Source organism: Chitinophaga sp. H8, from assembly GCF_040567655.1.
In the GTDB taxonomy this organism is placed as follows: Bacteria; Bacteroidota; Bacteroidia; order Chitinophagales; family Chitinophagaceae; genus Chitinophaga; species Chitinophaga defluvii.
The window spans coordinates 2,091,294-2,114,758 of sequence record NZ_JBEXAC010000002.1; the positions used below are offsets into that span (position 1 = coordinate 2,091,294).

The window sequence follows — 23,465 nt, forward strand, 5'->3', positions numbered from 1 at the left end:
GGATAAGCCATTCGTTGAAACAACAAAACATAATAGGCTAATAGCTAAAGGCTAATAGCTAACAGCTATTTTTCAAACAGTCTCAGATATTCTTCAAAAACAAATATTCTGTTTCGTTTGTATCCGGTTTGCTCCCTGAGTATACCAAGACTATAAAAATCCATAATTAGTGTATTGGCCGTCTGTTTCGTTATATTAAGATTTGATATAACGTCTGCAACTGTTATAACTGGTTTGCTATACAGATAAGTCAGCAACAGTTTAGCATTGGGTAATCTTTTCCCCAGTGTAACTATTTTGTTTTTTTCAATTTCATCTCTTAATGAAACGATTTTGGTAAATGTGTCTATTGCTGTTTTGGCAGTCTCAATTATCCCTACTAAAAAAAATTTTAACCATTGTTCCATCTTTCCATGAAGCGAAACAGCCATTAAATTATCATAATATAGTTGTCGGTTTTTTTCAATAAAATCTGATAAATATAATGTTGGTTTATTTAACACCTTTTGATTGATGAGGTACAAGGTAATTAGCAACCTTCCAATCCTGCCATTACCATCGAGAAAAGGGTGGATGGCTTCAAACTGGTAATGCGCTATTCCAATTCTTATTAAATGTGGCACATGTATTGTTTCATTATTCAGAAATTTTTCCAAGTCGCTAATATAATCTGGTATGAGCGTATGGTGTGGGGGAACGAAAGTGGCATCATTGATTGTAGCTCCACCAATCCAGTTTTGGCTTGTACGAAATTCGCCAGGTAGTTTATTCTTTCCTCTTACTCCTTGTAATAAGATTTTATGGGCATCTTTGATTAGTCGTGAAGACAGCGGCCATTTCTCTAAGCGTTTAATGGAATGATTCATTGCTTCAATATAGTTCTGCACCTCCTGCCAGTCATTCTTTAATTCGGGATGAATATCTTTTGCTGCTAATACCGCCTCATCTATACGGGTACGTGTTCCTTCAATACGACTGGATTGTGTGGCCTCTTTTACAATGTGCATTCTGATAAAAACACCTACATCCGGCACAAATGTTGAAAAAGCATTCAATTCTCCAAGTTTTAAATTGGCTTCTGCCAAAAGCGTATTGATTTCAGGGCTGTTTATGTTCCATTCCGTATTTATCGGGTTAAGGTTAAAACTCCTATATCCGTATTGCCTGGTGTAATTTCCTGCTCTATAATGTTTCATACTTATAGAATAAAAGCCAATTTACTAAAAAAAACCATAGTCAACGGAATGAGTTTTTGTTTGACTATAAAAAAGTGTAGTCAAAGCTCGCAGCTATTTAAGCAGCTCGTTCATCAATTATTCTGTTGAAAAAACTGCGGCATTTTCAGAAATACGCAGAGCACGAATGTTTTGATCAGCGGGAGTAGTGCCGTTTTAAGTTTTTGGATGGCAATGACTTTTTGTTTTTTCACGGTGAGGGGAGATAGCTCTAGGTAGGCCGCTATTTCGGGCGTAGAAAGGCCCTGGAAGTGTGCCATTTCAAATATTGTACGGCATTTCCCTGGCAGGTGCTGAGCAGATTGCCGGATGATATGCAGCAGTTCTTCCGTATCGGTGTTACGCGTATCTGCTACCGTGTTAGGATCGATGTGCAGGGAAGATAACTCCCGGCGGATTTTGCGGAGGTAGTCCAGCGTGGTATTTTTTACGGTGCGGTAAAGGTATCCCGCAGGGTTTTTGACATGGTCAAGTGCATGCCTTTTCTCCCAGATACGATAAAATGCTTCCTGGACCAGTTGGCAGGAGAGGTCTTTATCATCCACCATTTTCCCGCAAAGGGTCACCATTTTTACAAAATGTTCTTTGTAAAATAATTCAAAAGCAGCGGTGCTCTTCCATGGCAACAGATGCGGGGTATAGGTTACCGCCTGTTTGCGCTCTATGTTACTGTTCATCCCCCTAAAGTGCTAAATGTAAATGCTATATATACAGTTGTAGGTATGTGTTGGTTTCAAGGTATAGACCTGTTAATACCAACTGAAAGATAAGAGGTATTTCAGAAATATTCCTATTCCTTTTTGTTATGCAACTGTTAATGCGTGATAACATCTATTTTTGGGAGGATGTTTACTCCTTTTTGGGGGTTCAGGCGTCTATATATTAAAAAAACGTAGGTATGTCAAGTCCTTTTTCGGATAAAGAGAATGCGTGGCAGGAGTGGATAGAAGCTTATTTGCAGGGGGAGGCAGATGAAGACACCCGTTGGAAGCTGCAGCAGTGGACCGCCGCATCGGACGGCAACCGACAGATTTTTCTGTCATTGCTGAAGTCGTATAAGATGGACCAGCCGGCATGGCTGGAAGAGGTGTCTGCAGCGCAGCATTGGGAGGAGATGCGGGAGCGGATGCAGGCGGCCCCGGTATTACCGGAGCGGATATCGGGCAAAAAGCTGCTCTGGCGCAGAGGGCTTGCCGGCCTGACGGTCATCGTGATATTAACGTTTTTTGTGCTGCTACAGCTCACAAAGCCGGTATACCAGCAATTTGAGGCGGTGAATACACCTATGCCACTTATTTTGCCCGACAGCAGCCGCATACTATTGAATGTACATAGCAGCATCCGTTTTAAGCAGGGCTTTGGGTACAGCCACCGGCAGCTGGAACAAAGCGGGCAGGTGTATTATGAGGTAACGGACAACAGTGAGCTGCCCTTTGTAATCAAAACCGATTGGTCAGAAACCATCGTGCTGGGCACCAGCCTGGACCTGCAGGCGTATCCGGGTAATGTGCGGGAACAGCTGTCTGTGCTCTCGGGCAAAGTGCAATACAAACCATCCGCCCATGTAGCCATGCAACATATCATCACGGCGGGCAGCAGTATCACCTACAACAAAATCAAGCCGGAAGTAACGGTTAGCAATACCGTGGCAGCTCCTCAGCTGCAATGGAGCGGGCGGGTAGTATTTGACAATGACCAGGATGCTGTGGAAGATACTACGGGCAGGTAAATCTTTATTGTAGTGATTCGGGTTGTAGTGTTTTTAGTTTTTCAGGATCTAATACATTACTGATCTGGTTTATTTTCCCATCCGCCGAGATATTGAACACCTGGCATACAATCAGTTTGTTTTTATTGTAGTAGAGCAGCGCCGGTTGATGATTGATTTCAACAGGCACAGCGGTGAGATTTCTCCCATATCTTTCGTCTACAAATAACATAAGTGCTGCCACTTCGCTCATACCTATGGCCACTTTCTTCACTACGTTCAGTTTACCACCATCAGCAAAGTAAGTTACTTCTTTGGACAGCAGGTTTTCCAGGGCACCTGTATCGCGGCTGCGGATAGCATGAATATAGTTGTTGAGGATATCCGCAGGAACGGCATTTTTAGGGGGCGCCTGCTGCTTAAATTCATTGAGGCGGGTACGTGCGCGGCTAAGCAGCTTACGGGAGTTGTCTACCGTGATGCCCAGCACTTCTCCTATTTCTTCGTGCGCGTAGCCAAAACTTTCTTTCAGGATAAACACGGCCCGTTCTTTAGGGTTTAACTGTTCCAGCAGGATCAGCATGGAGTAGGAAACAATATCATTGAGGTTGATATTGGTATCCGCCCTTTCGGTAGCCACTGGTTCGGGCAGCCATACATCCCCGAGTTTTACCTGGGTCCTTTTTTGCCGGATATTGATAGATTGGTTGATCACACTTTTGATCAGGTAGTTTTTTTCGTTTTCAATACCTGTTTTATTAGCAGCCAGGTAATTGAACAATACGTCCTGTATCGCATCCTTTGCATCTTCTGCTGATCCTAAAATATTATAAGCGTATGGAAACAATATGTGCTGATAATCTTTCACCCTGGATGATTTAAATAAATGAATGAGGCAGCAATGCCCCTGCACGCAGGTATACCATTGGTGCAGGGGAGCAGCTGTAATGCCTCCGCAATAATAACTATTTTTTCCGGCGGCCGTATTTTTTAGAACTGTCCGGGCTGGTAGTTGCCTGGTGTGGTGAGGAACGCTTTATTGATCCGGTTCCAGGTATTGGTGAGCGAAATAGCGATGGTTAGCTCTGCAATTTCTTCTTTAGAAAAATGTGCAGACAGCGTAGCATACAGCTCATCACTTACTTCCAGCTGGTGTCCGTTGGTAAGCGCTTCGGACAGTGCAATGGCAGCTCTTTCCTTTTCTGTGTAATAAGGGCATTCCTTCCAGGCCGGTAATGAATAGATGCGCACTGGCGTTTCGCCCAGGTGGATGGCATCTTTATAGTGCATGTCCAGGCAAAAAGCGCAGCCATTGATCTGGGATACCCGGTTTTTTACCAGCTCCAGTGTTGTATGGTCTACTTTTGATTGTTTAAAGTGAAAGCCGGTTCTGATTAAGCTGTCAAATAATCCTTTAGGTACGTCCTGAAAATTAATTCTTGGTTCCATGTCTGTATTGTTTTTATGATGTTTAAAATCGTTGTTCGTTAATAAGACAAGGAACGGGCGCAAAACGTGACAACTTTTTAAACTTTTTTTTGGGGAGGGGGGAATTATTTTGCGGAAGGCTTATAAACAGGGGGGCAGAAGGGAAACAGGTGTAAAAAATCAACGGAGTACCGGGGGATATATTGGGGCGGACCATTACTTTCGGGCCGGCCCCAGGCTGTGGAAATCATTTCAGGGTTAGGCTTCTTTTCGCCGGAAACTACAAAACAGGAAATCTTGTTTGGTATTGAAAGGTGTGGTATGTGTGGTGGTCATACACTTTATTTTTTCAAAGCCGTTTTGCAGCAGTTGGGCGAGGGTATTTTCGTCATATTGCTGTATCGGCAGGCCGCTGCATTTTTCAGGGCCGGTGGTAGCAAAGGTGCCCATCACCGCATAGCCGCCGGAAGGAATGCATTGCTGCATGGTATGCAAATATTTATGCACCTGCGTTTCCGCCGTCAGGAAATGGAAGGCCGCCCTGTCGTGCCACAGGTGGTATTGGGTATCAGGTGCAAACGTGGTGATATCCTGTACGATCCATTTTATTTTATCCGCTTTATCCCCCAGGCGGTGTTGTGCTTTTTCAAGGGCTTTGGCCGAGATATCCAGCACGGTAATATTTTCATACCCTTCTTCCAGGAGATAATCCGCCAGCTTGCTGTCGCCCCCACCTATATCAATGATAGCGGCTGTTTTGGGCAGGTTAAAAGCGCGGATAAAATCAAGGGAGGTATGTGGAGTTGCCTGTGTCCAGCTCACTTCTTCCGGCTGGCGGGTATGGTATACATTTTCCCAGTGTGCTTTATTGGTATGCATGGTTGGTGTGGTTGTGTGTTCGTATTTCTTAAAATTGCTTTTCAAAAGTCTTTCCGTTAAACTTAAATATATTTCCGTCTGCCATTCCAAAAAGCAAATTGTTTTTGTTGTCTTTATAAATAGTCCAAATCATCGGTTTAGATGGTTTGTCACTAATTGAATAGTTTGTCAAAGTTTTACCATCATATTTCCAAGCTCCTGTATCTCTATCTCCAAACCAAATATTGCCTTCTGCATCTTCTTCAATAGCAAAAACGTGTTCAAGTGTGCCTGGTTTTGATTTATCTCCTCTTCTTGTGCTTGTTGGATCGATTAAATTATTCTTTTCAGAAAAATTAATTATTGAATTACCTTCCATTAGCAAAACGCCAATTCCATTATTTCCTATCCAAATTCGTCCTTTTGAATCTGCTAATACACTTCTTATATGCAAAAGCTCATTATCTTTTAGGTTTAATTTTTCATTATCAAAAATATTTACCATTTTACCATCATAGTTAAATAGTGCTGCATAAGTTGCCATCCAAACTTTACCGTCTTGCTCCTTTGATATGTCAGTTACACCATAAGAATTATTCAGGTTTTCATTTTTAGGTTTTGGAAAAATCAGATAGTTCATATTTTTTCCGTCAAAACGATTTATTCCGTCTTCTTCACCCGCATAAAACCATAAATCTCCATTGGTTTCATTCCATTCATATCTTGGGTTATTAAAATTTGTTGAATAAGTGGTAAACTTTCCTTTGTCATATGCACTTATTCCTTTTGCAGTTCCAAACCAAATTTTTCCATTCTTGTCTTCTTGGATTGAACGGATTTGATTGTCGGATAAGCCTTCATTTGTTGTAAAGTATTCAAATGATTTTCCATTATAAAAACTTACGCCTTCCTTATGACTTCCAAACCAATAATTGCCTTTACTGTCCTGAAAGATAGCACGTATTCCAGAAGTAAATTTTAAGGTGTCTGCTTTTAAAGAAATTACCAATTCAGGGTTCTTAACTTCTTTTTCGGTTGATTTCTTTTCAATACAAGAAAAGTTCAGTGTCAATACCAGTAGTATGTAAACCAATTTCAATTTCATGTTTATTTTGGGTTTCTCTAATATTACGCACAACTTACTCATGTGCGTATCAAAACTACATAAATATCTCTACCGGCTGTTGTATTGGTCTGATTGTTTGTCGTTATAACAGGAAAAGTGCGCCACACTTATGCGCAGCGCACTTGTTTATGGTGGGAAACAATTGGTTTACAGTGGCAGTTCACCTTTGAGCAGGGTAATCAGTTCCTGTTGTATATGCACGGTTTTATCCTTGGCGTACCAGAGGTGGAGTTTTTCCTTCATCACTTCCAGGTCGGCGCCGATGGCTTTCAGGTCGTTGAGCAGTTCTGTAGCCGCTGCCGGGCGGGGTCCCCAGTTGCCCAGTTCGGCATGCGTGGCAGCGTCGGTAATGATCAGCTTAGGGATAGCCCGGCCACCATTGGTGAGGTATTGGTCCATCAGTTCCGTATTTTCATCACGCAGCAGGATGCGCAGGGTGATGACCGGGTATTTTGCTGCGATGAGATGAAACAGTGGGAGGATCTGGGCCGCATCGCCACACCATCCTTCCGTGAGCACGATCCAGGTTTGCGGTTGTCTGATCTGGGCAAGCACTGCCTCCAGCTCCGGCAGGAGCTGTGTAGTTTTATCTACCCGGCGCATCCGTTGCAGGTTCAGCCTGGCATAAGACACCATAAGTTCGCTTTGGTCGGCACCTGTAGTTTTGCCTTGCTCCATCAATGATTCCAGAAGTTGCATATATTCAGGAAAGCTCGTAGATTTTTGCAGGTATGATTCAAATTGCATATCCAAAAAATTAGATCACAAAGGTATTTCAGAATCGCTTCCCGGAACATGACATTTGTCACGGTGTAAAATATTTTGCCCGTAATTCATTAAAATCTTTACTTTAGTTAAACGATTTAGTAAATTCCACATACCTAAGCCATTTTAACATATGTCTGTATTATCACCTGATAATAATTTATGGACTCGTTTCCGCAATGGCGATGAGCAGGCGTTGTTTGTTATCTACAAGACTCACTACAATTACCTGTACAAATGCGGCCTGAAACTTTCCGGGGATCCCGTGCTCACAGCGGATCTGATCAACCAGGTATTTCTGGGTATCTGGGAGCGGAAGGATACGGTAGGAGAAGTGGAGCATCTCAAAGCCTACCTGGTAACCGGCCTGAAAAGGATGATCTACAAGGAGTGGGAAGCACGGGAAAAGCACCGGAGTATGTTACAATCGCCTGATTTTGTGACAGAAGCGTTTCAGCATTCCATTGAGGAGCATCTGGTACAGCTGCAGTTGAAAGAAGACAACCGGCAGCGGATACTGGACGCTGTGAAAAAGCTGAGTCCGCGGCAGCAGGAATTGATCAGTTTGCGGTTTTACCAGGAGCTGACATATGAAGAGATGGCCGACAAAACCGGTTTATCCCCCCGTACCATCTATAATGCCGTATATGAGGCCCTGAAAAAGCTCAAATCGGGGTTATTGCAGAAGGTGATGGTGATGATTTTGCTGTTGTCCGTATACTGTTATGCCACCCTGATCTGCTGACTCCTGCTGCATCTGGCTATTATTTTCCATTATTTTAAAAAAAAGTTTGCCTTAACCCGGTAAATCCACGTATTTCTCAGATCTATATAAACACAAGGCAGCAAAAATGGATGCTCATCATTTTTCTATAGAGGATTTTCTGGTAAACGAATCGTTCGCGAATTATTGTTTGCACAATAGAGCGTCGGACCGTCGTTTCTGGGAGCAGTGGCTGGCCGCGCATCCCGAAAAGCAGGAAGATTTTGATACTGCCCGCGACCTGTTGCTGGCTATGAGTGGTTATCTGCCGGAAGAGCAGGTATCTGCCCGGCTGGAAGCATTCAAGGGACTCCTGCGCGAAAAAAAGGCTTCCCTGCAGCAGGCAGCTATGTCTGCAACACCAATACCTGCAGTCCCTGTGCCTGCACCGGTAAGGACGATGCGCAACGCCTATTGGTGGACAGCCGCCGCCGTGATACTGGGCATCATTGCCGTAGGGTACCTGCGCTTTGTAAAACCCGTTGCCCCCGAAGCAGGCATGCTCGTATATACCAGTGAAAATGACAAGCGCAGCAATATCACCCTGGCAGACGGCAGCACCGTGATCTTATACCCGCATAGCAAGCTCACCGTGATGCCTGATTATAATCACCAAAGCCGGAGAGTAGTGCTGGAAGGACAGGGCTTTTTTACCGTAGCAGATGTAGCGCAGCGGCCTTTTTCCGTAGTAGCTAAAAAATATACCACCACCGCATTGGGTACCGCCTTTATGGTAAGCGCCTATGAAATGGACGCCACCGTAAAAGTATCCCTGGTAAGTGGTAAAGTGAAGATAGAAGGCACGCAGCACGACAGCGTTATGCAGCCCGTGATCCTGGCCCCCGGAGAGCAGTTTGTAGAGCATACGGCCAAAGATAAAGACAGCAGCGCTACCATCACCTTTGATGTAAACAGCTTACAATCGGTGATATCGGGGCAGCTGATATTTAAAGACGCTTCCTTTACTGAGCTGAAAACCCAACTGGAAGCTTACTATGGTGTGACTATTTATACTGATATTCCATTATCATCCATCAAACCTTTTACCGGAGAATTTAATGACCAGCCCTTGATGCATGTATTGGAAGTGATCGGCTATGTGAATAACCTGAAGATCAGACAGGATACTAACCGTGTATATATACTGGCCAGATAGCCTGTATATCGGATTACAGCATAATACAGATTTTATAACCTAAAGATTTTATCACCAAAAATCTAACGCATGAGTATGGCCCTACCAAACCGCTCGTTAGCAGCCCTGTGCTGCAACGTTATCGCTGCCCTTGTGCTGCTACCCCTGGCTTTAAGCGCAGCCGAGAGAGAGCAGCCCAGGTTTACGATCAACCCTACCGTTACAGTGGGATTTGATAAGACACCTGTTATCACCGCTTTTAGCCAGATAGAGCGGCTCACTGATATGAAATTTTGTTACAGCAGCGAAGATGTAGACAATCGCAAAGCAGTAACACTGGAAAAAAGAAAAAGAAAATTATCTGATTTACTGGAAAAAATAGGCGAACAAACCGCCCTGCAATTTGCGCAGATAGAACGCAATATTGCGGTAAAACCAGCCGCAGAAAATACCGGTAGCAGCCTGCCTGCACCTGCCGGGTTTTTGGCTGCAGCAAGTGGCGCTTCCATGGCTGAAACCCTGGCAGTAGCGGCCATTCCTGTAAAAGGAAGGATCCTCTCTGCCAAAGGCGAACCACTGCCCGGTGTATCCGTAAAGGTGAAAGGCGCTTCCATTGGTGGCGTGTCTGATGTGAACGGTAATTTCAGCCTGCAGGTACCTGATGAGCAGGCCGTATTGCAGTTCTCCTTTATCGGCTATCTGCCACACGAAGAAGCAGTAGGCGGCAGAACAAATATTGAGGTGATCCTGCAGGAAGATACCCGCCAGATGAATGAAGTGGTGGTAACCGCCCTGGGTATTAAAAGAGAAGCCAAAAAGCTGGGCTACTCTGTACAAAAAGTAGGTGGCGACGATATCATCAAAGCCGCTCCTCCTACCGTAGCTACCGGCCTGATGGGTAAAGTAGCGGGGTTGAACATTAACACGCCGAATGGGGTAGAAGGAAGTTCTTCCCGTATCGTGATCCGCGGAAACACCAGCATCAGCCGTAACAACCAGCCCCTGATCGTAATAGACGGGATACCGGTAGACAATGATTTTAACGTGTACCGCGGTTCCCGTGGCAGTGCAGAAGAAAAAGAACCTACCCGTTCTGAAAACTACCAGGACTGGGGCTCTGTACTTAACTTCATCAACAGTGATGATATCGAAGAAGTGAACGTACTGAAAGGGCCTACCGCCGCTGCCCTGTATGGTGCGCGTGGTGCCAATGGCGTATTGATGATCACGATGAAAAAAGGTAATCGCAAATCAGGACTAGGAGTAGACTATAACTACTCTTACCGGGTAAACGAAGCTTACCGTTTTCAGGATATGCAAAATGAATATGGTTATGGCGGTGCTATCGCCATGTGGATGGCCAATCCGGATTTTCCTACCGGAGCAGATGGTAAGCCCCGTTATCCAACAGATTTCAGCAGCACCAATGTACCCGCCAAATATGCCAGTCATGGTGATATTCCCGGTGGCTGGAGCAGCTGGGATCAGTTTAGCTGGTATGGTACTGCCGCTTCCTGGGGACCCAGACTGGACGGACAGGAAATTACCTGGTGGGATGGCACCAAAAGAAGATGGGACCCTCAGCCCAACAACCTGAAAGAGTATTACCGCAAAGGACATACCGGTACACATAATGTATCCCTTTCCGGTGGTGGCGATTTTGGGAACATGCGTTTGTCTTTTACCCGTACAGACAATACCTCTATCATTCCCAACAGTGACTTTAACCAGAACACCATCAACCTGGGTACCCAGTTGAAAGTAACCCAGAAACTTACTGCCGATGTATCTGCCAGCTATACGGTGTATAACCGGCTCAACTCACCGGATGTAGGTAATGATAACAACTCCTGGGCTAAGTTTATGACCTATGGCATGTCGCGCGATTCCAAAGTATTGGAAAAAGAGCTGTACAAATATGCCAATGGTTCCAAACGTGATTTTGGCAGCTCAGATGGTGTGCCGATGGGATATCCTTATAAAGGCTATGGTAATGATATTTTCTGGAATGCCATGATGAATAATGTGCAGCTGCAGCGTAATCAGCTGATGGGAAATGTGAAGCTGAATGCAGAGATCACCTCCTGGTTTAATATGACTGGCCGTGCCGGTATTAATCAGAGCACCAATGATTTTGAAACCAAAAACACCCCTACCGATTCCGGTGGCGTAAAAGGCGCATATGGACATGAAATGTACAAAAACTCTACCCGTAACCTGGAGTTGTTAGGCACACTGCATAAAGACAATTTCCTGACCGATGGGCTTACCGCCAGCTTTACCGCAGGCGCCAGCTCCTGGTATCAGAATAATTACGGCATGCAGGCCTGGAACAAAGGCCCCTTTGCCACCCCTTATATTTACACGTTGAAGAATGTACTGGTTACCTCCGGCCTGAACCCTAAAGACTGGGCACCGGAAGAAGCCAGGGCAGAAAAGAAGATCAACTCCGTGTATGGCTTGCTGGACCTGTCTTACAAGAACTACCTGTTCCTGCAGGTAACCGGCCGTAACGACTGGTCATCTACCCTGCCTAAAGTAAGCAACTCTTACTTTTATCCATCCGCTTCCCTCAGCTTCCTCTTTACAGATGCCTGGGATATGGGGAATGCCAAAAGCTGGCTGGACTTTGGTAAAGTACGTGTAGCATATGCCGGTAGTGCCAGTGATGCCAACCCTTATGAAGCCAACTACACCTTTGATACAGATGTATTTGGCGGCGCCGCCACCAGGAGTATTAAGGACGTGCTGGCACCGATCAACCTGGTACCACAGCGTTCTCAATCTTATGAAGCCGGTATACAGCTGAGCATGTTAAAGAGCCGGTTGAGCCTAGACTTTACCTACTACCGTATCAACTCTACCGACCAGATCATCAACATCGACGTACCCCCTTCCTCCGGTGTAAAGAAAGTAGTGTTCAATACCGGAGAGCTGCTGAACAGAGGATATGAATTCATCATTCGCGGACGTGCCATTGAAAGCCGTGATTTCCAGTGGGACGTAACCCTGAACGGTGCACATAACCAGAACAAGCTGTTGTACCTGGGCGAAGGCGGTGATTTTTATGAAATAGGCAGCCTGTTTGGCGCCGCCAATGGGGTGGTGATGCGCGTAGCCGTAGGACAAAACTATGGTACTATTTACGGGTATGATTATACGTACAAAGATGGTAGAAGAGTAGTAGAAGATGTGATGGATAAAGCCAATACTACGGTAATAGGTACCAAATATGTGATGACCAAGGATGTAGTACCTATCGGTAATGCTACACCGTGGCTCACCGGTGGTTTGGGCAATACCTTCCGGTATAAAAATTTCAGCCTGTATGGCCTGATCGATTTTAAATGGGGAGGAGATATCTACAGTGGTAGTTACGGATCGGCTATGGGTAATGGATTGGCACCAGAAACCGTGGTAGAGCGTAATGGCGGTGGATTGCCTTACACTTTCCCGGATGGTAAAACCGCTAATAAAGGCGTGATCCTGGAAGGCGTATATGCTGATGGAAAAGAAAATACCCAGGTAGTGAACTACATGTGGAAATATGCCGCCCGGTATGCCGCCTGGTCGCATTTACCTATCCCACGCCGGGAAGCCGTATTTGAAAACAGCTGGATGAAACTGCGTGAAATCAACCTCACTTATCAGCTGCCATCTACCCTGATGAAGAAAACAGGATTTATCAACGGATTAAGCGTATCCCTGATAGGAAGAGACTTGTTTTACCTGTATTCTTCCTTACCTGATCATCTGAATCCCGAAAGCGTGAATGGTATTGGTAATGCACAAGGGATCGAGTTTGGTGCGTTTCCCGGAACGAGGTCTTATGGATTTTCTGTAAAAGCTTCTTTCTAGTCAGCGTTTCTTATTTCATTTAAAAACAGACGGTATGAACATTCAGCGAAAAATATACATCGCCTTTCTGGCACTCACCGTAACCGCTATGGGGTGCAGAAAGGGATTTGAGGAAATGAACAAGCCCTGGAAAGAATCGGGCACTACAGATATCGGGCCTTCTTTTAATGCCGTGGTAAGATCAATGCTATTGGGCTGGCAGGAGCAGGCTACTTTCACTTCCTTTATTTATGCTTCCACGCAGCAGGGTATTATCCTGGGCGAAACAGGGTATCATCCCGAAGAAGCCGGCAAAGAGTTGTGGTTTAACTATTTTAGCACGATAGCCGATGTGCGGTTGTTGGAAAAAATGATCGATGCCAAGCCGGATCAAAGCAAGATGAAACATATCCGCGCCATGCTGAAAGTGCTGGTAGCGTATAAAACGCTGCGCATGGTAGATTACTTTGGCAGCATCCCTTACTTTGAAGGTGGCCGTAGTGCAGAAGGACCGGGCAAATACCGGGTAAAGTATGATGATCCGAAGGTGATCTATGATACCTGCCTGGCAGATCTGAAATGGGCTATTACCAACCTGGCCCCGGACCCTTCGCAGGAAACGCTGGCGGCTTATGAAACCTTCCTGAACGGTGATGTAGCCAAGTGGGCCAAATTTGCCAATTCGCTGCGCCTGCGTTATGCCGTACGGATGTATGAAGTAAACAAAGCGGAAGCCGACAAGATCATTGCCGACGCTTTGCAGCTGCCATTGATTGCAGATGGCGAAGACATTGGTATGTGGCCATTGAAAATCTCCGGGTTGCTTTTGGATGGGCGAACCTGGTCATTTGGCGACAGCCGGTTGCGCCTGGGCACCACCATGTGGAAGCTGATGAGCGATAATAACAACGAAGACGGCACCGGTATTTTTGACCCCCGTTGTGTAGTTTTCTTTGAACCCAATACCGCAGGTAAATGGAAAGCCTATCCGCAAAATCCGGATGCTACGGCACCTGGTGATGGCGGCACCCCTTACAATGGATTGCGGGAAACCGGCGACTGGCTTAAGGATAAAGGCGTTACTAATTTCTCTTCCTTCAATTTTTATATTACCCGGGATAATAACACGATACCAGAGTTGATGATCACTGCCGATGAAGTACATTTTACCAAAGCAGAGATCTACCTGCGTGGCATGGGTGTGGGCAAGAATGTAGCATTGGCCGGGCAGGAGTATGAAAAAGGGATCCGGGCAGCGGTGAGTTTGGCTTATCAGCAGGCACTGAACAGCACCATCTGGAAAGTGAATAAACCCGCCGGGCAGCCAAGCGTAGCCCAGATGAACAAGCTGCTGACCAATACTAAAGTAGCCTTTAAAGCAGGCGATGAAGCTGCCGCCCTGAAGCAGATCTATGCACAGCAGTGGATAGGCAATTTCCGCCAGCCAGAAGAAGCGTGGGCATTGCAGAAACGTACTAACTATGCCACGCCGATGGAAACGGTAAATGCGCAACTGTATGCTACTACCCGGTATGGGAAGATGAGAAGACTCACTTATCCTACTGATGAGCAGAACTACAATCATGCCAACTGGGAAGCTGCTACCGGCGGAACGGACAGTGAAACCAAGAACCCCTGGTGGATGAAATAACCAGCGTAGATACTTGATTACAACAGCGACGGCTGACCGGAAAGTAACGTTACTTTCCGGCCAGCCGTTGGCTATTTTGGGGAAATCATTACAGCTGGAAGGTATTATTATTGGCGGTCCCAGAATGGCGGCGGTTCAATACCCAGGGCGCGGAGGTATACATATCCCTGCCCACGGTGATGGATCTCATTATCTATCAGGTAGAGGATGGAGCTGTATATCACCCCTTCATATTGTCCAAAAGCCATTTCCTTTTCGTGGAAGCGGGTAGCCGGTATTTGTGGCCACAGGGTATTGATCTGTTCGGTGATCTGATCCCAGAGGTCCAGCAGTTCCTGGCGGGTAACCGGTGTTTCGCGGCCATTGAGTGCAAAGAGGCGGCCAGCCGCATCCCAATTGCTGGTAGCAACTCCTTCTATTCCACCAGCCGCCAGCGCAATCATTTCTATGGCCAGTTGGGAATAGGGGCGCATACCACCAATAGAAAAGGTGGTGAGCTGATCTTCCGGAAAGGCTTCAAGCACTCTGCGGGAGAGGCGGCGATGTCCTTGCCAGGTATCCAGCAGTTCGGCAGCAGACATAAAGGGCACGGAGGTTACCGGTGGGGTTTTTACAGCAGTGTTTTCCATATTGTAATCGTTTTTTGTGCGTGATAGGATTGTTTTACGATACAAAGAAAAACACCGGGTGTGACAACCCTATGTCAGTAGTATTTTAAAGCCAGGCCACTTTTTGTTCCGGCACATTATCCTGCCCGATGATATCCTTATACAGTTCCGGGCGCCGGGCTTTGCGGTAGCGGTATCCACCGGCTTTTTCCAGTTTATCTGCGGTGATGGTGGCGAGTACGATTTCATTTTCCAGGCTGCGGCATTCGGCGATAATATCCCCAAAGGGATCCAGGATCATAGAGCAGCCGTTTTTGAGCTGGTCGTGGTCCATGCCGATGGGATTGGAGAAAACGGCATAGATGCCATTATCGTAAGCCCTTGCCGGCAGCCATTTCATGAGCCAGGCCCTGCCTTTGAGGCTGTCAAATTCCTGGCGCAGGGTAGCCGGATCGGCATGCCGGTTGTGCCAGAGGACAGGATCTACAAATCCTGCACCGGGGCGGGGAGAAGGGGTGCACATGGTAACGTGGGGCATAAAAATAATATCTGCCCCCAGCATGGCCGTAGCCCTTACATTTTCGATCACATTATTATCGTAGCAGATGAGGATGCCGCATTTCCAGCCCAGGAGATCAAATACCACGTACTGATCACCGGGGGTAAGGTGGGGATTGATGAAAGGGTGCAGCTTGCGGTATTGGGCTACCAGCCCGTTTTTATCCACGCATACATAAGCTTTATACAGTTTATCATCCGCATCCTTTTCGAACAGGCCTGCCAGGATGGTGATGTTGTGTTGCTGTGCAATAGCTGTGAGCCGCTGTATGGAAGGCCCTTCCGGAATAAACTCTGCCAGGTCCAGCATTTGTGCTTTAGACAGGTGGCGGGCAAACGTGTAGCCGGTAATGGCGCATTCGTGAAATGCGATCACCTGCGCACTCTGGCTGGCCGCCCGGGCGCTTAATGCATGGATGGTATCCAGGTTGGCTTGTTTATCGCCGCTGGCATTTTCAAATTGCGCCGTAGCTATGATGATATTTTCCATGATGAGTTTTTGTGCTGGTATGCATCAAAGTTACATCACGGCAGGTTCAGAAAGCAGGCAATTTTTTTATATGGCACAGGTGGTTTTGGGGGCGTGTGTAGTATGTAGTGGAATGGAGGCAATAAAATGCGGTGGTATGGAAGCGCTAATTTTTGATCATAGCATATACCTTTTCTTCTTTGATGCCGGTGAACTGGCAGAACTCTTCTACGGTAATAAATTCTTCCCTTTTTTTACCCAGTTGGCGGCGCATATTTTGCATCATTACCTGCGCGGCACTTTTCTTTTTTCCGAGGATATTTACGATGTCTTTTGCGTAAATCACGATCCGTTTTGGTACGTTTTTGTCCATAATTTCCATTTTAGTTGGCAATATTTTTTTTAATAACAATAGCGATCTAATATTGGTTCATCATTCGAATGAAAAAAGAAAAACCTGCCGGTGCAATGCAGGGCCCGCTTGTGTTAGCAGGTTTTTCCACCATGGTGAGGCGGTGCGGTATGTGCCTATGTAAACAACCGTTTATTTATTCAATTATGTTTAAAAAAAAGTAACAATGGCAAAACAAAATAGTTATCTCAAGATTAAAGGTACGCTGGGCGGATTATCTTTTTATAAATCGCGCAGTGGTCATCTGATACGGGAAAAAGGCGGCATAGATGGTAAGCGTATGGCTACCGATCCGGCCTTTGAAAGAACCCGTGAAAACAATACAGAATTTGGCCGTGCCACCAAGGGCGGACAGTTGGTGCGCGCTGCTTTTAAGAGCAGGTTGCAATTGAGTAAGGACAAGCTGCTGGTATCGCGCCTGGGCAAGCTGATGGTGCGGGTAGTAAAAAGTGATCCGGTGAGCTTGCGTGGGGCGCGTAATGTAACCATGGGCGATCTATCACAGCTGGAGAACTTCCAGTTCAACGACAATGCGCTGTTGGGCAAAACGCTCAATGTTACGTATATCGCCACGATAGACCGTGCTACCGGGCAGATGGAGGTATCGCTGCCGGCGTTTGTGCCTTCGGGTAAGGTAAGTGCCCCTATTGGCGCTACGCACTTTACGCTCATAGCCAGTGGTGCGGAGCTGGATTTTGACGGCAACCATTATGTGGTGGATGAAGCCGCTGCAGAAAACCTGCCGTTGGATCACCTGCCAACTGCGCCGATAGACCTGAGCGTAACGGTTACACCAGGGAGTACACAGCCGCTATTGCTGGCATTTGGCATCGTGTTTACACAGGAAGTGAACGGGTTGTATTACCCATTGAAAGATACTTCCTTTAATGCCATGGCGCTGGTAAAGGTAAGTGGCAGCTAGTATTGCCTGGTTGTTTTTTATTTTAAGTACGGCACTGCCCCGCATTATTGTGGGGCAGTTTTTTTTTATGCCAGGTGTAAGTAAAATAAAAAAATCTGCTAAGTGCCGGTAAGGATTTGCAGGTTGTACTGGTACCTACGCACTTGTATGATATAGGCATTATCCATTTAATTGCAGCCTTTTCTGGTTAATCATTTCATTATCAAAAAATCACAAAACGTTATGAACTATGTGCGGCATTTAAATGCTTTTGTAAAGCATGCTCATCTGCACCCGGAATGGGATTGTTTTCACCTGAGTATGTACTATGTATTGTTTCACGTTTGGAATTACAAAAAGTTCAAACCACTTTTTAAAGTGAGCCGGGAGGTGCTGATGCGGGCCAGCAGGGTAAAGTCTGTAAAAAAGTATTATCAATGTTTGAAAGGTTTACATCGGGCAGGGATGATTGTGTATTATCCTTCCTGTAGCATGAAACAGTTGGCTACCATTGGGATGGTGGAGCTTTTTGAACCAAAAAGCAATGTACCTGCTTTATTTGGCAAGCCCGATGAGGTAGTATATATAGCACCTGTAGGTAGTACAAATACCACTGATGAGGTAGCATATATACCACCTGTAGGTAGTACAAATACCACTGATGAGGTAGCATATATACCACCGATAGGTAGTATAAATACTACCGACAAGGTGGTACAAATACCACACTCTTTAAAAGGAAAAACAATTAAAGATTTAAAAAGTGTGTGTGTAAACGGGCACCCACCCACGGGCAATAATCATTTTTCTTTTTTTTCTTCTCCTGCTACTGCTTGTATGCCTCCTGGCAGTGTGCAGGAGGTAAAAGACTATTTTTTGCAGCAGGGATATCCCTTGCTGGAGGCCACCAATTTTTTTGATTACTATGCCATCACCGGCTGGAAAACCAGAAGCGGCGCGGCGGTAGTAAACTGGCAGAGCGCCGCGCGGCGATGGATGCTTACTGGTGCCAGCCAGCAGCGGATTGCAATAAATACTTTAAAACATGGCGCAGATCAGCACTTGCATACCACCCGAGATAAAGACTATTCAAAGCCCTTGTGATTATGCCACCTATTGGCAGGAGTTGGAAGAAAAAGGGAAAGACCATTACGGCAGTAATTTTCATTTGCGCAGCGAAGATGCTGCCGTGTGGATAAAACTACTGGCCTGGATGAAGGCAGATGAAGCGGTAGCCGCGGATTACAAGATAGCCTTGCACAAAGGCATTATGCTATGCGGACCGGTAGGGGTAGGAAAAACCAGTATGATGCAGCTGCTGAAAGCCGTGGTGAAGCCGGAAGAGCCGTATAAGATCTATTCCTGCCGGGAAATTGCCTTTGAATTTTCGAGGAAAGGTTTTGAGGTGGTGCAGCATTATGGCCATGGGAGTTACTATGGCTATCCGTATACCCCTGAAGCCTGCTGTTTTGACGACCTGGGTCTGGAAATGATCATGCAGCATTATGGGGTGCCCTGCAATGTAATGGGGGAAATATTCCTGAACCGGTACGACCATTTTATCAACCATGGTATGCTCACACATATTACTACCAACCTGACGAGCGATGAGCTGGCCGCCCGGTATGGGGCCCGGATACTGAGCCGGATGCGGCAAATGCTGAACCTGGTAGCCTTTGACCGGGGAACAGCCGATAAACGTATGTAATGGAATGGAGGCCCGGTGGTCTATTTGTGGACGGGACCGGTTATTTTAAATAAATATGATATTTACCAAATATTTTGGGCGGCGGATACAGATATTAATAATTTTCAGTAAATTTAAGAAAGAACTCATAAATACCCCGTCCCAAACGGATTCATCATATTTAATGCCAACTCCCTGGAGTACTTGTTGCCGTTAAAGACGCAACAATTTTAATGGTTGATAAATATGAGGCGCTTCACTCCTGAGGCGCCTTTTATTTTAGCCCTCATGAATACCCTATCAATTAATCAAATGTTAATCACCTGTTTTTCTATCAGCGGCATTTGAAGGTGAAATCATATAAAGTTATTACTGCGCCTGTGTTTTGTTTATGCATTTGTTTGAGTGTGCTATATGTTGTTAACCGTTGTTTAACATGAATAGGTGAAATGAGCCATGGCGCTAATTTTACGGGTGTTAATATATTTGTGTATATACGTATACGTTATATTTTTCTTGTTAACCGAATATTAACTATATACTAATAATTATACTATAGATTTGCCTCTTTTAGTATCTGAATCAGTAAAATTATCTTCACAATGATAAAGTCGTCAAAAAAGCTTGTTAATAAAATGACAGTGGCGCTGAGAGCAGTGAACGGGGAGAAAGGTATTAACAGTTGTTGGGCACAAGAGGGATTGAAAATTTCGGAAGCATGTATTGGAGAGCTGTATGAGCTGTTTAATACGGAGGGGTTTGAGGATGATGCAGCCGAGATCGAATTTTTCAAGGATCTTTCGCCGAAGTTTCTTGGTAAGTACATTTATTTCTTTGCGTTGAGGAAAATAGCGGTGGATTATGCAAAAGCAGCGGGAAGTAGGTATGATTATCTGAAAGAGCAGGATAATTATTATTCACTTTTTATAGAGGAGCGGAAGGAGCGGTATGATGCTTTACTGAGTGAGGAGCTGGATGAATTACATTTTTTACGGAGGAAAGGAGAAATTGAGGGGCTACATGAGTATTCACCTGTGATGGACCATCGGTTATGTACACCTGGTTCATTGCTGTTGTCAGAAATACGGGCGTATAGCGAGTTGCGCAATGATATCCGCAAGGAGATACAGTGGTTATTAAATGGGAGGAATAAGTAGGAGACTTCTAGTTACAGGGCAGCTGATCATAGCAGTCACCGAATTTTTTGACGCTGACCACTTTTCCTTTTTCATTGTATCCTGTCCAGGTACCACATGCGCATTTGGTACAATCATAGCAGCTTTTATAATAGCAAACTGATTTCAGTTTTCCGTTAGGGTAGAAGAAGGAGCTATGGATGGTGGTCCAGGTAGCATGGCATCCGTTTTCTGTCCTGCTTTTTCGGTTATCGTATTGTACTGTTTGTTGTATTTTACCGGATTCATAGAAAAGCGTGTCGGTATCCACGGACATCTGGCAGCCATTGAAATATCCAATGTGCCGGATGCTGCGTATCTTTCCACTATCATACCAGGTAGTATCTGTCTGATGCTGTGCGTAGATACTTCCGGCAGTAAGTATCAGGCAGTACGTAAATACTCCTTTTTTACTGAACATATGATGGTTGATTTTTGTTTTACTAAAATAAGCTAAATCGGATTAACCACTTGTTAACAGGCTTGTATTTGTCCTGTTTGCCCCTCTGGAGTTGGGTTAATGCCAATGGCATTCCCGTGAAAGAAGAAGTTATTTTAGGGATGAACAAGACATTAACCTCGTATTAACTTAAAATGAAATGATAGCCCCTATTTTTGAAGCATAGTGTAATCCCTCCATTATGCAAAAATTTGTAAGTCAGCTATATCGCAAATATCTCAAAGAGTTAAGAGTAGTGAACCGGCACCGGAGTCCGAGAATGGGTGTGGGCAATAGTGAGATGAGTTTGTCACGCACCTGTTTTCAGAAGCTGGGAAAATATATTGCTACTGTAGGTTTTAAGGATGAGGAAGAAGAGATTCATTTTTTTAAGGAGTTATTGCCACCATTTCATGCCTTATATATTTTTCATATAAAAATGGAAGTGATAGAGCAGCATTTTATCACGGAGCCGCTATCACACAAAAGGCTGTTTTTAGAGAAGATTATGCGAGTATTGCGGGGAAGGCTGAACCGGCAGGTTGCTTTTAGTGCGATGGTAAGACAGAATCGGCCTGCCACCAACCGCCGGTTATTTTTGCGTACCAAAGCCAAAGTGAAGATCCCTGAAGAGTACGCGCTTTTACAGGATTATCCTTTGTGTACTGCCGCATCGCTTAAGCTGGCAGAGATCATTGCCTATAATTTGTTGCTGGATTACTGGGGAGATCTGGCCCGCCAGCCCAAAACATCTATGACTGCCTGATGTATTGTGAAAGCAGCAATAGGAGTTATCGTGATGTGGTTTAATTGTAGCCTGCAGAAATTGTAATGGTGCCATTGAAATGCGGGAATTGAAAAGGCATATTTTCTTTGACTGCTTCTACCTCTCCCCGGGCTTAATTGTACCGTAAAGGAATGGAGTACCCTGATACAAAATTTAGCTGTACTTATGATAACAGCAGGTATATTATTAAAAAAATGATTTAAATTCCAATGTCTTTGGTAAAAGTCAACCATTTTGCGTAAAAGTCAACTTGGCTGTAAAGAAAAAAATACTCAAATTCGTATACCTGGAAACGAAATGGTACTATGTTTATCGTTCTCATATTTGTAAGAACCCTTTGAAAATAGCACTATAACCAATCTAAATTGCTTTTTACGAAAATTAGTTTCCCCGAAATAGGCACGGTTTACTGTGCGCTTAATGTTTTTTATATATAAACCTTAATTTTTAAAACCAACTACTTAATGCGAGCGCAATCAATTTTAGTCTCAGCCGGGACTATGGATCATTCAGTTATTGTTGATACAACATTATTCACGGGCGTAACACAGCTATTACATGATGAAGCAGTAAAAGAAGAGCACCGGATTGCCGGGATGTACAGCGGGCATGATATACCCATTTCTGAGGACTATAGAATAGTAGCAAAAGCATTGATGGCGCAACAGTTTGGGATTGTAAAAGAATGGTTGCATATAGAAGCAGCATACTGTGGGGGACTGGGGGAGCTTATTGTAGACGTATTTGAGACCTTTTATACGGGGCCTGTTACTGATGAAGTTACTTACCGAAGGGTGTTTTATCTGGGAGAGTTGCTGCAACAGCTGGAAGCTATTAAGATGACGGGTACCAGAGGTGCATTGCATATTTCCTTACAAAATATGCTCGAGCAGTTGAATCTGAATACAGCGGAGTATTATAGTTATTGTACGGATCGTTATTTAAATACTCTTGCTGGTATTCCTGATGCTGCAGATAAGCTGGCAGCGTTAAAAACTATACAGGAGCATTTATCGGGCCTTGTGTTGAAAAAGGGAGTTGTTTACCATCAGTCATTACCTGATATCCGGTATCAGTTAATGGATTGGGTTGAGGCACGAATTGCGTTGAGCAATATGCCCGCCTCCACGCCGAAGTATGGGAAAGGCAGCAAAGAGGAAGCAGATGCCAATTTTAGAGTAGTACCTTTGATGCCATCTGGAACGTTGGCATTGTTCTTTAAGCTAATGGTGGAAGCAGGGCTGTTTCGTAAACCCATACTAAGAGTTTTTGCCCGGTTTATAGAAAGGAATTTTTGCGATAGCAATGGAGAACCGCTAAACGCAAATACTTTTCTTGCGCGGTATAATACTAATAAACAGAAGCTGAAAATTATTAATGCTGTGCAAGATTTCCTATATCGAATGCTGAGTATACTGAGAAGTATGAAACGTAAAATCGAAATTGAAAATAAAAAGAAAAATAACATTTCTGACTAATAGCAGTAAGGGTTTGCATACTGTACTGGTACAATGGCATTTGGCTATAACATACAATATGCTGATCATTGCAACTTTCGTAAAATCAATATGCTACCCTGGTCTAAAAGCCAGGAAGCATGTTGCAATTAGATTGCCCGGCTGCCTATTCTTAGGCTGGCCGGATTTATTTCTGATATTAATGGTGTTTTTCATTTCAGAGCAAGTAGGTTTAGAGCGCTCTATTCCTGGAGCGCTTGTTTATTTACAGGTATTAACAGCTGGTATTGGTCAGAACAACTGATTTACAGCATTGGACTATGAGATCAGCATGTTGTGTGTGACAGTGTTTGGATGAAGACCATCAGGATGGTTAAACGGGATGGTGAGCGTATGTAGAAGATGAGAAAATTACTGCATTATAATAGCACCGTGAATGTAGTGAGCGGGAATCAGGTAGTTGGCA

22 protein-coding genes are annotated in these 23,465 nt (G+C 44.8%); 11 read left to right on the forward strand and 11 right to left on the reverse strand.

Going from position 1 to position 23,465, the window contains the following annotated elements:
- Positions 1–65: 65 nt before the first annotated feature.
- Both ABR189_RS22310 and ABR189_RS22315 read right to left on the reverse strand, forming a co-directional pair.
- Positions 66–1,196, reverse strand: a complete 1,131-nt coding sequence (locus ABR189_RS22310) for a Fic family protein (protein ID WP_354662701.1) — start codon at positions 1,194–1,196, stop codon at positions 66–68.
- Between the two features lie 113 nt (positions 1,197–1,309).
- The gene (locus ABR189_RS22315) at positions 1,310–1,912 is read right to left on the reverse strand and encodes a sigma-70 family RNA polymerase sigma factor (RefSeq protein WP_354662702.1); all 603 of its coding nucleotides are present in this window, start codon (positions 1,910–1,912) and stop codon (positions 1,310–1,312) included.
- Between the two features lie 221 nt (positions 1,913–2,133).
- Here ABR189_RS22315 and ABR189_RS22320 point away from each other — a divergent pair, with 221 nt between their 5' ends.
- On the forward strand, positions 2,134–2,964 hold the full coding sequence (locus ABR189_RS22320; RefSeq protein WP_354662703.1) for a FecR family protein: 831 nt from the start codon (positions 2,134–2,136) through the stop codon (positions 2,962–2,964).
- A gap of 4 nt (positions 2,965–2,968) precedes the next feature.
- Here the strand turns inward: ABR189_RS22320 and ABR189_RS22325 are convergent, their stop codons facing one another.
- From ABR189_RS22325 to ABR189_RS22345, 5 genes are all read right to left on the reverse strand, one after another.
- A complete protein-coding gene (locus ABR189_RS22325) occupies positions 2,969–3,811 on the reverse strand; it encodes a sigma-70 family RNA polymerase sigma factor (RefSeq protein ID WP_354662704.1) in 843 nt (280 codons plus the stop codon).
- 122 nt (positions 3,812–3,933) lie between these two features.
- Positions 3,934–4,392 (reverse strand): carboxymuconolactone decarboxylase family protein, encoded by a 459-nt coding sequence (locus ABR189_RS22330; protein WP_354662705.1) that lies wholly within the window; start codon positions 4,390–4,392, stop codon positions 3,934–3,936.
- A gap of 237 nt (positions 4,393–4,629) precedes the next feature.
- Positions 4,630–5,295: a class I SAM-dependent methyltransferase gene (locus tag ABR189_RS22335; RefSeq protein ID WP_354662706.1), complete on the reverse strand. Its 666-nt coding sequence runs from the start codon at positions 5,293–5,295 to the stop codon at positions 4,630–4,632.
- Positions 5,279–6,334, reverse strand: coding sequence for a ligand-binding sensor domain-containing protein (locus tag ABR189_RS22340; protein WP_354662707.1), 1,056 nt, complete (start codon positions 6,332–6,334; stop codon positions 5,279–5,281). The genes ABR189_RS22335 and ABR189_RS22340 overlap by 17 nt, the downstream gene beginning before the upstream one ends.
- A gap of 168 nt (positions 6,335–6,502) precedes the next feature.
- Positions 6,503–7,102, reverse strand: a complete 600-nt coding sequence (locus ABR189_RS22345; RefSeq protein WP_354662708.1) for a thioredoxin family protein — start codon at positions 7,100–7,102, stop codon at positions 6,503–6,505.
- A 151-nt stretch (positions 7,103–7,253) separates the two neighbouring features.
- On the opposite strand from ABR189_RS22345, the gene ABR189_RS22350 reads away from it, so the two are divergent.
- The 4 genes from ABR189_RS22350 (at position 7,254) to ABR189_RS22365 (ending at position 14,506) form a co-directional block, all read left to right on the forward strand.
- On the forward strand, positions 7,254–7,865 hold the full coding sequence (locus tag ABR189_RS22350) for an RNA polymerase sigma factor (RefSeq protein ID WP_354662709.1): 612 nt from the start codon (positions 7,254–7,256) through the stop codon (positions 7,863–7,865).
- 106 nt (positions 7,866–7,971) lie between these two features.
- Positions 7,972–9,039, forward strand: a complete 1,068-nt coding sequence (locus ABR189_RS22355) for a FecR family protein (protein WP_354662710.1) — start codon at positions 7,972–7,974, stop codon at positions 9,037–9,039.
- Between the two features lie 69 nt (positions 9,040–9,108).
- Positions 9,109–12,876 (forward strand): SusC/RagA family TonB-linked outer membrane protein, encoded by a 3,768-nt coding sequence (locus ABR189_RS22360; protein ID WP_354662711.1) that lies wholly within the window; start codon positions 9,109–9,111, stop codon positions 12,874–12,876.
- Positions 12,877–12,910: 34 nt separating this feature from the next.
- The gene (locus ABR189_RS22365; RefSeq protein WP_354662712.1) at positions 12,911–14,506 is read left to right on the forward strand and encodes a SusD/RagB family nutrient-binding outer membrane lipoprotein; all 1,596 of its coding nucleotides are present in this window, start codon (positions 12,911–12,913) and stop codon (positions 14,504–14,506) included.
- 107 nt (positions 14,507–14,613) lie between these two features.
- Here the strand turns inward: ABR189_RS22365 and ABR189_RS22370 are convergent, their stop codons facing one another.
- The 3 genes from ABR189_RS22370 to ABR189_RS22380 form a co-directional block, all read right to left on the reverse strand.
- On the reverse strand, positions 14,614–15,135 hold the full coding sequence (locus ABR189_RS22370) for a DinB family protein (protein ID WP_354662713.1): 522 nt from the start codon (positions 15,133–15,135) through the stop codon (positions 14,614–14,616).
- Between the two features lie 85 nt (positions 15,136–15,220).
- The gene (locus tag ABR189_RS22375; RefSeq protein WP_354662714.1) at positions 15,221–16,162 is read right to left on the reverse strand and encodes a nitrilase family protein; all 942 of its coding nucleotides are present in this window, start codon (positions 16,160–16,162) and stop codon (positions 15,221–15,223) included.
- Between the two features lie 145 nt (positions 16,163–16,307).
- Positions 16,308–16,514: a hypothetical protein gene (locus tag ABR189_RS22380; RefSeq protein ID WP_354662715.1), complete on the reverse strand. Its 207-nt coding sequence runs from the start codon at positions 16,512–16,514 to the stop codon at positions 16,308–16,310.
- Positions 16,515–16,719: 205 nt separating this feature from the next.
- Here ABR189_RS22380 and ABR189_RS22385 point away from each other — a divergent pair, with 205 nt between their 5' ends.
- From ABR189_RS22385 to ABR189_RS22400, 4 genes are all read left to right on the forward strand, one after another.
- Positions 16,720–17,475, forward strand: coding sequence for a hypothetical protein (locus tag ABR189_RS22385; protein WP_354662716.1), 756 nt, complete (start codon positions 16,720–16,722; stop codon positions 17,473–17,475).
- Positions 17,476–17,697: 222 nt separating this feature from the next.
- Complete coding sequence (locus ABR189_RS22390) at positions 17,698–18,558, forward strand: hypothetical protein (protein WP_354662717.1); 861 nt, start codon at positions 17,698–17,700, stop codon at positions 18,556–18,558.
- Positions 18,500–19,162 (forward strand): ATP-binding protein, encoded by a 663-nt coding sequence (locus ABR189_RS22395; RefSeq protein WP_354662718.1) that lies wholly within the window; start codon positions 18,500–18,502, stop codon positions 19,160–19,162. The genes ABR189_RS22390 and ABR189_RS22395 overlap by 59 nt, the downstream gene beginning before the upstream one ends.
- A 581-nt stretch (positions 19,163–19,743) precedes the next feature.
- A complete protein-coding gene (locus ABR189_RS22400) occupies positions 19,744–20,298 on the forward strand; it encodes an RteC domain-containing protein (RefSeq protein ID WP_354662719.1) in 555 nt (184 codons plus the stop codon).
- 7 nt (positions 20,299–20,305) lie between these two features.
- On the opposite strand, the gene ABR189_RS22405 is transcribed toward ABR189_RS22400, so the two are convergent.
- Positions 20,306–20,737, reverse strand: coding sequence for a toxin-antitoxin system YwqK family antitoxin (locus ABR189_RS22405; protein ID WP_354662720.1), 432 nt, complete (start codon positions 20,735–20,737; stop codon positions 20,306–20,308).
- Between the two features lie 220 nt (positions 20,738–20,957).
- Here ABR189_RS22405 and ABR189_RS22410 point away from each other — a divergent pair, with 220 nt between their 5' ends.
- Positions 20,958–21,521, forward strand: coding sequence for an RteC domain-containing protein (locus tag ABR189_RS22410; RefSeq protein ID WP_354662721.1), 564 nt, complete (start codon positions 20,958–20,960; stop codon positions 21,519–21,521).
- Between the two features lie 521 nt (positions 21,522–22,042).
- Positions 22,043–23,020: a hypothetical protein gene (locus ABR189_RS22415; protein WP_354662722.1), complete on the forward strand. Its 978-nt coding sequence runs from the start codon at positions 22,043–22,045 to the stop codon at positions 23,018–23,020.
- Positions 23,021–23,465: the final 445 nt, after the last annotated feature.

Excerpts from the sequence above, each read along its gene's own strand:
- ABR189_RS22310 (WP_354662701.1), bottom strand. The coding sequence starts at position 1,196 with ATGAAACATTATAGAGCAGGAAATTACACCAGGCAATACGGATATAGG.
- ABR189_RS22315 (WP_354662702.1), bottom strand. The coding sequence starts at position 1,912 with ATGAACAGTAACATAGAGCGCAAACAGGCGGTAACCTATACCCCGCAT.
- ABR189_RS22320 (WP_354662703.1), top strand. The coding sequence starts at position 2,134 with ATGTCAAGTCCTTTTTCGGATAAAGAGAATGCGTGGCAGGAGTGGATA.
- ABR189_RS22330 (WP_354662705.1), bottom strand. The coding sequence starts at position 4,392 with ATGGAACCAAGAATTAATTTTCAGGACGTACCTAAAGGATTATTTGAC.
- ABR189_RS22340 (WP_354662707.1), bottom strand. The coding sequence starts at position 6,334 with ATGAAATTGAAATTGGTTTACATACTACTGGTATTGACACTGAACTTT.
- ABR189_RS22345 (WP_354662708.1), bottom strand. The coding sequence starts at position 7,102 with ATGCAATTTGAATCATACCTGCAAAAATCTACGAGCTTTCCTGAATAT.
- ABR189_RS22350 (WP_354662709.1), top strand. The coding sequence starts at position 7,254 with ATGTCTGTATTATCACCTGATAATAATTTATGGACTCGTTTCCGCAAT.
- ABR189_RS22355 (WP_354662710.1), top strand. The coding sequence starts at position 7,972 with ATGGATGCTCATCATTTTTCTATAGAGGATTTTCTGGTAAACGAATCG.
- ABR189_RS22360 (WP_354662711.1), top strand. The coding sequence starts at position 9,109 with ATGAGTATGGCCCTACCAAACCGCTCGTTAGCAGCCCTGTGCTGCAAC.
- ABR189_RS22365 (WP_354662712.1), top strand. The coding sequence starts at position 12,911 with ATGAACATTCAGCGAAAAATATACATCGCCTTTCTGGCACTCACCGTA.
- ABR189_RS22370 (WP_354662713.1), bottom strand. The coding sequence starts at position 15,135 with ATGGAAAACACTGCTGTAAAAACCCCACCGGTAACCTCCGTGCCCTTT.
- ABR189_RS22375 (WP_354662714.1), bottom strand. The coding sequence starts at position 16,162 with ATGGAAAATATCATCATAGCTACGGCGCAATTTGAAAATGCCAGCGGC.
- ABR189_RS22380 (WP_354662715.1), bottom strand. The coding sequence starts at position 16,514 with ATGGACAAAAACGTACCAAAACGGATCGTGATTTACGCAAAAGACATC.
- ABR189_RS22385 (WP_354662716.1), top strand. The coding sequence starts at position 16,720 with ATGGCAAAACAAAATAGTTATCTCAAGATTAAAGGTACGCTGGGCGGA.
- ABR189_RS22390 (WP_354662717.1), top strand. The coding sequence starts at position 17,698 with ATGAACTATGTGCGGCATTTAAATGCTTTTGTAAAGCATGCTCATCTG.
- ABR189_RS22395 (WP_354662718.1), top strand. The coding sequence starts at position 18,500 with ATGGCGCAGATCAGCACTTGCATACCACCCGAGATAAAGACTATTCAA.
- ABR189_RS22400 (WP_354662719.1), top strand. The coding sequence starts at position 19,744 with ATGATAAAGTCGTCAAAAAAGCTTGTTAATAAAATGACAGTGGCGCTG.
- ABR189_RS22405 (WP_354662720.1), bottom strand. The coding sequence starts at position 20,737 with ATGTTCAGTAAAAAAGGAGTATTTACGTACTGCCTGATACTTACTGCC.
- ABR189_RS22410 (WP_354662721.1), top strand. The coding sequence starts at position 20,958 with ATGCAAAAATTTGTAAGTCAGCTATATCGCAAATATCTCAAAGAGTTA.
- ABR189_RS22415 (WP_354662722.1), top strand. The coding sequence starts at position 22,043 with ATGGATCATTCAGTTATTGTTGATACAACATTATTCACGGGCGTAACA.